Genomic DNA, 12,109 nt, shown 5'->3' with positions numbered 1-12,109 from the left:
TTAGAAAGAATCAATCAAAGAGGGTTATTAGTCTTTGAAATTCTTTTGGAAGATAAGGAGAGACAAGATAGAAGTGATTGCTGCCAAGTAGAGGAAGGCAGTTGCTTCTTGTTCCCCAGTTGCTGGAAGTTGTCTTTCCTTGTCTTCTTTGACTGTAGTTGTAACAGGAGCTTTTTCATCTTTTGCTGGTGAATTATCTGTTACGACTGGAGCAGGTTTTTCAGTCTCTCTTGGGAGAATATACTCAGGAAGAGTCACAACTGGTGGCGCTTCTGTTCCAACTGAGCTTTGTTTGCTACCTACCTCAATCACTCGATCTTGTGCTGGAGTTGCTTCTGTTTGGAGAACCTTGCGATTGTTACCGTTCACTTCAACATACTCGACTAAGAGACCGTCTTTCCCTTCTGATAGAACTTGCTCTTTTCCTTTGTCTAATTGTGGGTTTTCGCGACGAATCGTCTTAAACGGTACGACCTTATTGACGATTTCCAAGCTTGGAAGTGTAAAGACAAGGTCTTTAACTCCTTCCTCAGGACTTGAAGAAGTAATTGGTTTCTCAGGTTGCGCTGGAGTTTCCGGTTGAGTCGGATTTTCAGGCTGAGCAGGTTTCTCAGGCTGAACTGGCTTTTCAGGCTGGTCAGGTTTCTCAGGTTGAGCAGGTTGTTCAGGTTGAACTGGATTCTCAGGTTGAGTCGGCTTTTCCGGTTGAGCTGGAATTTCCGGTTGAGCAGGTTGTTCAGGTTGAACTGGATTCTCAGGTTGAACTGGATTCTCAGGTTGAGTCGGCTTTTCCGGTTGAGCTGGAATTTCCGGTTGAGCAGGTTTTTCAGGTTGAACTGGATTCTCAGGTTGAGCTGGCTTTTCAGGCTGAGCAGGTTTCTCAGGTTGAGCAGGTTTTTCAGGCTGAGCAGGCTTTTCCGGTTGCGCCGGTTTCTCAGGCTGAGCAGGCTTTTCGGGCTCAGCAGGCTTTTCCGGTTGAGTAGGTTTCTCAGGTTGAACTGGTTTTTCAGGTTGAGCAGGTTTCTCAGGCTGAGCTGCTTCGAGCTTGCTGATTTGTTCGAGAGCAGTTTCTAGCGCTTGATTGACTGCTTCCTGAGTTTTAGCTTCTTGGATTGCAGCAATGGCTTGGTCAGCAATTGCTAACAATTGCTTCTTAGCTTCCTTGTTGGATCCAAGTTCAGCGACTTTTTTCTCGATAGCTTTCGTCAAGCTGTCCATAGCCTTATCGTACTCAATTTCCGGTTGTTTTGGTTCGGCTGGTTGCTCAGGCTGGTCAGGTTTCTCAGGCTGGTCAGGTTTCTCAGGTTCTTCTGGCTGTTCCGGTTGCTCTGGACTAGGCTCCTCTTGGCCTCTTTGATAGTTCTCATCCTTGGATAGGATATCTTGTAGGGCACTGACTGTCAACATGACTTCTTGAACATCCACTGCATCAGCACTGAGTTGGTTTCTCAATTTTTCTAGATTTGCTTGGAAAGCTTGGCGTGCAGTGGCCGTATTTTTCAAGCCTGCTGGGTCAAAGTTGGACAGATCGTCTTTCCATTTAGAGATAGACTGGATGATATCTGCCTTGCTGTAGAGTTCGCTACCTTCGCCACGAGTGATAAATTGGTCCACTTGAATACCGATATTTTGAGACAAATCGTTTCGATCAGGATCGAGTTGAAGGGTGACTGCGTGCAAGTTCTCGTCCAGACCTTTTAGGCTAACCAGAGTTTGATTGCCTTGGCGTTGGGCTGCACGACCGCTAAAGTATTTCTTGCCCTCAATAGTTGAAGCATTTCCCATGCCATCTTGATAAGGAACTTCTTTGCCATCTAGAAAGACTTTGTAGATACCATGATTTGGATCGATATAGCCCTTGATTTCAAGACCAGTACCGTAGAAGTAAGCTGTTACGGTTGTCTTTTTCTTTTGCTCATCAGTTAAGCGGCCAAAGGAAGCCCAAGACTCCGTCTTTTGGTACTTATCTGCGGAATTGGTTTCATGGTTCCAGCCAGGACTGTAATCCAACTGACTAGCTTGGTCATCATAGCTTGTTTGATCCTTAATCAGCAATTCAGCTTTCATCACTTGGATTGTTGCATCGGTAGCAAAACCGAGCAAGGCACCATCAGAAACAGAAGTGAGCTTGGCTTTAAAGTCAAAGATAGAGTCGGCTTGTTCTGTAAAGTCAATCGTTGGGATGGTCACAGTCTTTTCTGTTTCTCCATCTTCAAAAGTCACATCTTGAGTTGTATCTTGGTAAACTTTACCGTGAACCCCAGTTCCAGGTTCCGTGATGAAGCGAACAGTAGCAGTTCCCTTGCTTCCACCAACACGTTTAATTTTAACAGTGACTGGTTTTCCTTTTTCGACTTCGTAGTTGGTAGACTCGAGTTCAAACATTCCCTTGCTATCATTGTTTAGGGTGTAGATCCCTTCTGTAGCAATTGGTTCACCTGTTTTATTAACGAGAGTAATGGTGTGTTGTCCAGGAGCTAAATCATCTGTTTCAAAGACCTTTTGGCTACGTTTACGGCTAGCATTCTTAGTTTGCACATCCGTAACTTTTTGGCCATCAACATAAACGGACATTTCTCCATGACCTGGATCGACTGTAGAGACGACATAGGCCTTGGTTCCTGTGAAGGTATAGCTTACTTTGGCATCTTTTTGATTGGTCCACATAGAAGTGCCACGAACACCTTCAGATTCATTGTACCAAGTTGTACCGGCTGTATCCGCTGTTGTATTTGAGTGGTATTCAAGTCCAAGAGGGTAGCCGTCTGTCTTTTCGATACTACTTGGTGTTTTGTAGACAGAGAAGTTGTTCAAGATTGGTGTAGCTTGTGCTCCTGTGATGGTCACACGAATTTTTTGTGCCTCTACAGGCTTACCTTGAATCAAGCGACGGTAACCAACAGTTGAACCTTCCCCGTAAGTCACCCAGCGTCCGTTGATTTCAACTTCAATCTTAAAACCAGAGATACGTTGACCTTTGGCGATGTCTTCCTTGAGTTCAATGACGTCAAAGCGTCTCTTTTGCCCTAAATCGACTGTAAAGCTACCAGTTGTGGCATCATTTGAGAGTGCCCAGCTGGTATCATCTTTACCGTCTGTCAGGTGACTTTCCTTGTAGAGGTGGTTCTGACGAGTAGAACTTGCTGTTACAGTGGCACCTTTGGCAAAATCAGTTGCATACATTTGGTCTAGAGTTGCCTTGAACTCCTTCAAGCGAGCCACATCCGCATCTGCAAATTTTCCTTCTTTATTTGGTGGAATGTTGAGAAGGAGTGGGGTTCCACGACCAACAGACTTGAAGTAGATATCCATCAACTCTTTGAGTGATTTCGGCTGTTGGTTGTCATGGTAGAACCAGCCTGAACGGATCGAAACGTCAGCTTCCCCTACAGAGTACATATCACCATCTGGGTCACCATGGTTGAGGTATTCGTTTTTCACATCGTCTGTGATGTTGGCTCTCTTGACTTTATGCCAGACAGGGTCACCTGCGATGCCACGTTCATTTCCGATCCAGCGAACGCTTGTCGGTTGAGCAGAGAAGATGGCGATATCTCCTTCAGCTTCTTTGATGTATTTGAACCATTCATCAAAGGTGTAGGTTACTTTTTGGGCACCGCTACCACGCGCACCGTCCATCCAAACTTCGATGAATTTGCCTTTATTTCCGTATTTCGGATTTCCAAGGATTTCTTTCAGTTGGTTGAGATAGTATTGGTTGTATTCCTTTTCGGTTGCGACATGGTATTTAGGATGGTTGGCATCCCATGGTGATAGGTAAACACCCATATTCATGTCGTACTTGCTAGCAGATTTGGAAACTTCTTCGAGAAGGTCACCCTTTCCATCTTTCCATGGGCTAGCAGCTACGGTATGATCCGTATACTTAGAAGGGTAAGCAACGAAACCGTCGTGGTGTTTAACAACCATAATGGTCCGTTTGAAGCCAGTTTCCTTCAGCGTGCGAATCCATTGGTCTGTATCCAAGTTGGTTGGATTGAAGTATCGAGGGTCTTCTTTCCCATTTCCCCATTCAGAATTGGTATAAGTGTTCATTCCGTAGTGGATGAAGGCTGCCAATTCTTCCTTGTGGTAATCGAGTTGGGCCTTGCTTGGAAGAGGTCCATGGTTGCCAATCTCAGTTTCTTTATCTTCTGGATGAGCGACTGGAGGAGTCGGAGTTGTTGGATTGGCTGTATCAGCGATTGGTTCGTATTCAAAGACGACCTCATTCACACCTTTTTGCTGGATCCTTGCTTCCAAGCTAGCTTTAACTGGACGGTAGCCAGCAATGTCTTTTGCATGGAAGGTGTTGACAAAGGAAACCTCATATTCTTGGCCTTCATTGTTATCAACTGTCGCTTCCGCTAGTTCAGTAGTGGTTCCTTTTTGACGGTAGTAAACTTTGAAGGAGCCTTTGTTGACTTTATAGACCACCTTGATGACACGTGTACCGGCAGGCGCTTTGCTGACAACATTGTGATCTTCAGTCCAAGTATCTTTTAGCTGTTTATTGACTGCTACGCCATCAATGGATACAATTTCGTATTTGTCTTTATTCTTCTGATAGAAGTCCGTCTTCTCAATTTCTTTTTTGAAATTATAGTCAAATGGCGAATCAACAGCTGTCTGTTCGATAAAGGTGTCATTATCTTTGACAGGATTTCCTTCTTCGTCTTCGTGTTGGATAACCACACGTCCGTATTCAACTCCCTTGGTCAAGGTAGCAATCCCATCTTGGTTGAAGGAATATTCGTTACTTCCGATAACAGCTTTCTCATTCCGAAGCATACGTCCTTCATCGGTAAAGTAGTAACGATTTCCGTTATCACCTTGGTACCAGCCTTTCACACCATGTTTGGCAATCAAGTCCTTAACCCATTTCAGTTGTTCAGGTGAAAGGACGAGTCCGCCACCAAAGCGATCCTTTTCAGCGACACCATTGTCGACGGTTCCGTGTTGGTGAACCCCCAGAACTTTTCCTTGGCTATCGACAATCCCGCCACCAGACAAACCAGATACAGAAGTGGTTTTGTAGGTGATACCAGTCGTTCCCTTATCATCATAGGACTCAACAGATCGGATGGTCCCATCTGCCTTGTAAAGCTGACCGGCTAGGATAGGCTGTTTCAGTTCTTTTGAGCTCGAGTCAGTTGGGTAGCCAATCGTACTGATGGCTTCTCCAGGCTGATGCGTCTTATGATCCGCTAAAGGCGCAAAGGTTGCTACTTTGTTTGGACTAGCAATCGGAAGAGGAATAGGAGCTTCTACAAGAGCAAGATCGTTCTTATAGCCTTTTCCAAATTCTTTCTTGTTCCAGAAATGGATGTCTTTTTCTCTGAATAAAACCGTAGTTCCAGAAGATGGCAGTGAGTTTTTCTTTTCGCTGTTTGAACCAACGTTATAGTAGAATTGGGCAGATTTTCCACCACGAATGTGGCCTTCGCCCGTTTCTTTATTGGCCTCTAGGAAGTTATGAGCAACGGTAAGGATCAGGTTAGGGGCTACAAAGATTCCGGAGCCTGAAACGAGGTAGCGTTGTTCCCCTGCATTGTAAGTGCTGTAAACCATAGTAGCAGCAGTAGCAGGTTGTCCCTCGTAGTTGATATGTTTGAGGTCTTGACCACCGTTAATAATAGCCCGGTTTCCGTTCTCAGTTTCTTTTGGAGCTTCTTCCTTGTTCTTTAGAATGCTCTTAGTTTCTACTCTTGGACTAGCTTTCTGATCAACGATAGTAGCCGTATCGAGTTCTTTGACAGGTGTGTCTGGATAGGCACGGTCCTGAATGTCTTCAGGGAGCAAGTCAGCACTGTTGGTATCGGCAACAGGTGTTTCTTGTTTTTCAGCTTCTACACGACCCTCTTTTTTGACTGGTTCAGCCTTGGTCTCTTCTATATCTGCGACTTGTTTCATTTGCTGATCTAAATTGGATGTCGTGGCAGGAGACATTTCGTCTGCACGCACGGTTCCAGAAGCAAAAAATGCCAGTCCCACGATAACAGAGGCCACACCTACAGTCAACTTCCGAATGCTAAATGTTTGCCCTTTTTCAAAAAGGTATCGATTCATAATATACTCCTAGTTTTTAGAAAGGCAGTCAGCTACTGCCCAAGCCCAAGTCTGACTTGGTTACAACTTGATTTAATGAAAAAACTCTCTGATAATTTGTAAGCCACCTTACCTCCTGTTTATAAAGCGCTTTCATTTTAAGATAAAAAAATTTAAAAGGTCATTTCTCCCTTAAAATGACTGAAAACTTTTAATATAACAAATATACTAAATTAATAAAAGAATTGCAATAGCGAAAAAGCAAAAAATAAGTATAAATTAAAGAAAATCAGTTACTTTTTAAAGAAAAAAAGCATCCTTTCAAGTCTCAAACTAAATGAAAGGACACGTTTTAAAAAGAAATTAGAGGATCTTTTGGAGAGGCTCTTGAATAGTTTTGGGGTCTGTTTTGGAGGAGAAGCGCTCAAGGACTTGCCCATCTCGACCAATGAGAAATTTAGCAAAATTCCATTCGATTCGTTTTCCTAGCGGGCCAGACTTCTGGTCTTTTAGCCAAACATAAAGAGGATCTGCTTCCTTGCCGTTGACCTTGATCTTGGCAAAGCGAGGAAAAGTGGTCTGGTAGTGTAGACTGCAGAAGCTATTGATTTCCTCTGCGCTGCCGGGTGCTTGTCCCATAAACTGATTGCAAGGGAAATCTAGGATTTCAAAGCCCTGATCTTGATAGCGTTCATAGAGTTCTTGAAGTCCCTGGTACTGGGGCGTTAAACCACATCCTGTAGCAGTGTTGACAATCAAGAGAACCTTGCCACGATAGCCCTCCAGGGGAGTTGCTTGGTTGTTTTGGTTCAAAACGGAAAAATCATATATACTGGTCATGAGGGCCTCTTTTCTTTTTCTACATTGTAACAGTTTTTACCCTTTTCGTCGAGTCGGATGGAAGAAGTTGTTGAAAAATAGGCCCCTGATATGATAGAAATCGTTTACAAATAACTTTTAAAATGGTATGATTTAATTAAACCGGTTTACTTAGCTGCTATAAATCTCTAATTTGAGATTTAGTTCCTATTGATTTTACAATATGTTTATTGGAGTGTATACATGCAAACAAAAACAAAGAAACTCATTGTGAGTTTGTCTTCACTTGTTTTATCAGGATTTTTATTAAACCATTATATGACAGTTGGAGCGGAAGAAACGACTACGAATACCATTCAGCAAAGCCAGAAGGAAGTTCAGTATCAGCAAAGGGATGCCAAGAATTTAGTTGAAAATGGTGATTTTAGTCAGACGGAGAACGGAAGCAATCCTTGGACAGGAAGCAAAGCCCAGGGGTGGTCAGCTTGGGTAGACCAGAAGAATAGTTCTTCAGGTGCCTCAACTCGAGTCATTGAAGCCAAGGATGGGGCTGTCACTATCTCAAGTTCTGAGAAACTAAGGGCAGTGATTCACCGTATGGTCCCTATTGAAGCTAAGAAAAAGTATAAACTGCGTTTCAAGATTAAAACAGATAATAAAGTCGGGATTGCCAAGGTTCGCATCATTGAGGAAAGTGGTAAGGACAAGCAATTGTGGAATTCTGCAACGACGTCAGGAACAAAGGACTGGCAGACCATTGAAGCAGACTATAGCCCGACTTTAGATGTTGATAAAATCAAGCTGGAGTTATTCTATGAAACAGGAACTGGGACTGTTTCCTTTAAGGATATTGAGCTGGTAGAGGTAGCGGACCAGCCTTCTGAGGATTCTCAAATAGATAAACAGCTTGAGGAAAAGATTGATTTACCAATTGGGAAAAAACATGTTTTTGCTCTTGCGGACTATACTTATAAGGTAGAAAATCCTGACGTTGCTTCAGTCAAAAATGGAATGTTAGAACCTCTTAAGGAAGGGACAACTAATGTCATTGTTAGCAAAGATGGAAAGGAAGTGAAAAAGGTTCCTTTGAAGGTTTTGTCGTCTGTTAGAGATGAGTATACAGACCGTCTCGATGACTGGAATGGCATCATCGCTGGGAATCAATACTATGATTCTAAAAATGAACAGATGGCCAAACTAAACCAGGAGCTAGAAGGAAAGGTGGCAGATAGCTTAGCCAGTCTTTCTACTCAAGCAGATCGTACCTATTTGTGGGAGAAATTTTCAAATTATAAAACTTCTGCAAATCTGACTGCTACCTACCGCAAATTGGAGGAGCTGGCCAAGCAAGTGACGAATCCTTCTTCTCGTTATTATCAAGATGAAACCGTCATTCGAACAGTTAGGGATTCCATGGAATGGATGCATAAACATGTCTACAATAGTGAAAAGAGCATTGTTGGGAACTGGTGGGATTATGAAATCGGTACACCTCGTGCCATCAACAATACCTTGTCTCTGATGAAAGAATACTTCTCTGATGAGGAAATAAAAAAATATACAGATGTGATTGAAAAATTTGTGCCAGATCCCGAACATTTCCGAAAGACGACTGATAACCCATTTAAGGCCCTAGGTGGAAACTTAGTGGATATGGGAAGGGTAAAAGTAATAGCTGGTTTACTGCGCAAGGATGATCAAGAAATTTCTTCGACCATTCGTTCGATTGAGCAAGTGTTTAAGTTGGTAGACCAAGGTGAAGGTTTTTATCAGGATGGATCCTATATCGACCACACCAATGTTGCCTATACGGGTGCTTATGGGAATGTCTTGATTGATGGCCTGTCTCAACTATTGCCAGTCATTCAAAAGACCAAGAGCCCAATCGATAAAGATAAAATGCAAACCATGTACCACTGGATTGATAAATCGTTTGCTCCTTTACTAGTGAATGGAGAGCTGATGGATATGAGTCGTGGACGCTCTATCAGTCGTGTAAATAGCGAGGGGCATGTTGCCGCAGTAGAAGTGCTAAGGGGGATTCACCGGATAGCGGATATGTCTGAAGGAGAAACCAAACAACGTTTGCAGAGTCTTGTGAAGACCATTGTTCAATCGGATACTTATTATGATGTCTTTAAGAATTTGAAGACTTATAAGGATATCAGTTTGATGCAATCCGTATTAAGTGATGCAGGAGTCGCAAGTGTTCCAAGAACAAGTTACCTATCTGCCTTTAATAAGATGGATAAAACAGCCATGTACAATGCAGAGAAAGGGTTTGGATTTGGCTTGTCGCTCTTTTCCAGTCGTACCTTGAATTACGAGCACATGAACAAGGAAAACAAACGTGGTTGGTATACGAGTGATGGGATGTTCTATCTTTACAATGGTGATTTGGGTCACTATAGCGATGGCTACTGGCCAACAGTCAATCCGTATAAGATGCCTGGTACGACAGAGACGGACGCTAAGAGATCGGATAGCGATACAGGTAAAGTTCTACCGTCTGCTTTCGTTGGAACGAGCAAACTAGATGAGACCAATGCAACAGCAACCATGGATTTCACCAACTGGAATCAAACACTGACTGCTCATAAGAGCTGGTTTATGCTGAAGGATAAGATCGCCTTTTTAGGAAGCAATATTCAAAACACTTCAACAGATGCTGCTGCAACTATAATTGACCAGAGAAAACTGGAATCAAGTGATCCATATAAAGTCTATGTCAATGATAAAGAAACCTCCTTTACAGAACAAGAAAAGGATTATCCTGAAACCCAAAGTGTCTTTTTAGAATCGTCCAATTCGAAAAAGAATATTGGTTACTTTTTCTTTAAGAAGAGTTCAATCAGTATGAGTAAGGCTGTCCAAAAGGGATCTTGGAAGGATATCAATGAAGGACAGTCAGACAAGGAAGTTGAAAATGAATTTCTTACGATTAGTCAGGCTCATAAGCAAAATGGGGATTCTTATGGCTATATGCTCATCCCTAACGTGGATCGTGCCACCTTCAATCAAATGGTAAAAGAGTTAGAAAGTAGCCTCATCGAAAATAACGAAACCCTTCAGTCTGTTTATGATGCCAAACAAGGAGTTTGGGGCATTGTGAAATATGATGATTCTGTCTCTACTATTTCCAACCAATTCCAAGTCTTGAAACGTGGAGTCTATACCATTCGAAAAGAAGGGGAGAACTATAAGATTGCCTACTACAATCCTGAAACCCAGGAATCAGCGCCAGATCAGGAAGTCTTTAAAAAGTTAGAACAAGCAGCTCAGCCACAAACTCAGGATTCAAAAGAAAAGGAAAAATCTGAAGAAGAAAAGAACCATTCGGATCAAAAGAATCTCCCTCATACAGGAGAAGATCAGTCAGTCTTAGCAAGTCTAGGGCTCTTGCTACTTGGGGCGGTTTATCTGTTCCGCAGAGGAAAGAACAACTGATTTGTTCATCATCTAGATGAATCACATGAAACTGTGGAAAATAGAAAAAATCCGAAGAAGGTCAAACATCTTCGGATTTTTCTTTTAAAAAAGGGTAAGTTAACACTTATCCTTTTTCACTTCATTTTATCTGAGTGTAACATACTGTTGGGCAATCTCGCTGATGCGGTCAAAGTCGCCTTGGGAAGCGAGTTTATTGAGTTCGCCACCAATTCCAACGGCGTCTGCACCAGCAGCGAACCATTGAGGAATGTTATTTAGGCCGACTCCTCCGGTTACCATTACGGAAACTTGTGGGATTGGCGCCTTGACTGCAGAGATATATGATGGACTGAGAGCACTACCTGGGAAGAGTTTGATGATTTCACTACCGGCTTCAAGTGCAGTCGTTATCTCTGTGAGGGTAATACAGCCTGGAATGTACGGTGTGCTGTAAAGATTGCACATTTTTGCAGTTTCAGCATGGAAAGATGGAGAAACAACGTAATTTGCTCCGGCTAGAATGGCATCTCTAGCAGTTACGGCATCAAGCACAGTACCTGCACCGATACAAACACTCTGATCGTCCTGATACAAGTCTACAAGTTCCTTGATGATTTGCCCTGCATACTGATTGGTATAGGCAATTTCAATAGCTTTGATACCGCCCTTGATACAAGCAATCGAGGCTTGTAGTCCTTCTTCCTTTGTATTTCCTCGAATGACAGCGACAATTTTTTGTTTTTTTAGTTCAATAATCGTATCTGATTTGGTCATGTAATTCTCCTAACGAATGATATCTTGTGCATTTTCCAGTAATTTTTCAATACTAGCTGCGGGAGTGGAGAGATGGTCTCCTGGAAGAGTACATTTGAGAGTTGCGCTGGCAACTGCAAAGTCAATGCTAGTTTTTAGGGAGGAATGATGGAGTAGTTGGTAAAGGGCACCAGAGATAAAGGCATCCCCGCTACCAACTCGTTGATAGACTGCAGTTTTTAGTTGGACAGACTCTTCAAATCGTTCTCCCAGAGCATAGGCTTGATAGACATTTTTGTCTTGCTCATCACTAGAGCGGAGGGTATGGAAAATGGCCTTGAAACCATAGGTTTCTTTTAAAAGTCGCATGCGATTTTCCACCTCTTTTAGGCTGGCACTGTCTCTTGGGAACATCTCTAGATTTCGGTCATCAATCATGAGAGGATCAATACCAAAGCAATAGTCAGCGAAACGAGCAAACTTAGAAAATTCATACTTGGCTTCTAGGACTGAAATCATCTTTGTTCTCAGATTGAGATCCATTGAAACGATAATCCCTCGGCGCTTGGCTTCTTCTAAGAGTAGGAGAAGGAGCGTACGAACCTCTTGACCGATAGCTACGGTGATTCCACTAAAATGAAAATGGCTAATCCCCTGAAAGAGAGAATCCATATCTAGCATGTTTGGCCGAATCTGGCTGATACTCGTATGCTTACGATCGTAGAAAACTTCACTTTGACGACAACCAAAGCCGTTCTCCAAATAGTAGAGGCCGATTCGATCGCCAAGCCGATAGATTGAACTGGTATCGATTTGGTGCTGTTTCAAGAATGTGAGAAAACGATCTCCAATCTCGTTGGCAGGGAGTGCGGTAAAGACTTTCGTTGAGATACCCAGAGCTTGCAAATTACAAGCGATATTAATTTCTGATCCGCCAAAATAAGTCGAACTGGCAACATGATCGCCGATACTGGTGGCATCTAATGGTGAGATTCGAATTAATGGTTCGCCAAACAGTAAGATTTTCGTCATCCATTAGTTCCTTTCTGGTTTAGAATAG

General features: G+C 42.8%; 5 protein-coding genes. 1 reads left to right on the top strand and 4 read right to left on the bottom strand.

The window, feature by feature from the left end; all coding sequences use genetic code 11:
* Nucleotides 1-27 precede the first annotated feature (27 nt).
* Together DB729_RS06865 and DB729_RS06860 are read right to left on the bottom strand one after the other, a co-directional pair.
* Nucleotides 28-6,069 (bottom strand): alpha-L-fucosidase, encoded by a 6,042-nt coding sequence (locus tag DB729_RS06865; protein WP_125080841.1) that lies wholly within the window; start codon nt 6,067-6,069, stop codon nt 28-30.
* Nucleotides 6,070-6,411: 342 nt separating this feature from the next.
* The gene (locus DB729_RS06860; protein ID WP_033585815.1) at nt 6,412-6,888 is read right to left on the bottom strand and encodes a glutathione peroxidase; all 477 of its coding nucleotides are present in this window, start codon (nt 6,886-6,888) and stop codon (nt 6,412-6,414) included.
* Between the two features lie 222 nt (nt 6,889-7,110).
* Here DB729_RS06860 and DB729_RS06855 point away from each other — a divergent pair, with 222 nt between their 5' ends.
* The gene (locus DB729_RS06855) at nt 7,111-10,314 is read left to right on the top strand and encodes an LPXTG-anchored hyaluronate lyase (protein WP_165442244.1); all 3,204 of its coding nucleotides are present in this window, start codon (nt 7,111-7,113) and stop codon (nt 10,312-10,314) included.
* 126 nt (nt 10,315-10,440) lie between these two features.
* Here the strand turns inward: DB729_RS06855 and DB729_RS06850 are convergent, their stop codons facing one another.
* Both DB729_RS06850 and DB729_RS06845 read right to left on the bottom strand, forming a co-directional pair.
* Nucleotides 10,441-11,070, bottom strand: coding sequence for a bifunctional 4-hydroxy-2-oxoglutarate aldolase/2-dehydro-3-deoxy-phosphogluconate aldolase (locus tag DB729_RS06850; RefSeq protein ID WP_000167290.1), 630 nt, complete (start codon nt 11,068-11,070; stop codon nt 10,441-10,443).
* Nucleotides 11,071-11,079: 9 nt separating this feature from the next.
* Nucleotides 11,080-12,081, bottom strand: a complete 1,002-nt coding sequence (locus DB729_RS06845; RefSeq protein ID WP_109289871.1) for a sugar kinase — start codon at nt 12,079-12,081, stop codon at nt 11,080-11,082.
* Nucleotides 12,082-12,109: the final 28 nt, after the last annotated feature.

The organism is Streptococcus halitosis, assembly GCF_003143695.2.
GTDB classification, from domain to species: domain Bacteria; phylum Bacillota; class Bacilli; order Lactobacillales; family Streptococcaceae; genus Streptococcus; species Streptococcus halitosis.
Note: the sequence above shows the minus strand (reverse complement) of the source record. Positions and strands in the feature narration are given on the sequence as shown.

Excerpts from the sequence above, each read along its gene's own strand:
- DB729_RS06865 (WP_125080841.1), bottom strand. The coding sequence starts at position 6,069 with ATGAATCGATACCTTTTTGAAAAAGGGCAAACATTTAGCATTCGGAAG.
- DB729_RS06860 (WP_033585815.1), bottom strand. The coding sequence starts at position 6,888 with ATGACCAGTATATATGATTTTTCCGTTTTGAACCAAAACAACCAAGCA.
- DB729_RS06855 (WP_165442244.1), top strand. The coding sequence starts at position 7,111 with ATGCAAACAAAAACAAAGAAACTCATTGTGAGTTTGTCTTCACTTGTT.
- DB729_RS06850 (WP_000167290.1), bottom strand. The coding sequence starts at position 11,070 with ATGACCAAATCAGATACGATTATTGAACTAAAAAAACAAAAAATTGTC.
- DB729_RS06845 (WP_109289871.1), bottom strand. The coding sequence starts at position 12,081 with ATGACGAAAATCTTACTGTTTGGCGAACCATTAATTCGAATCTCACCA.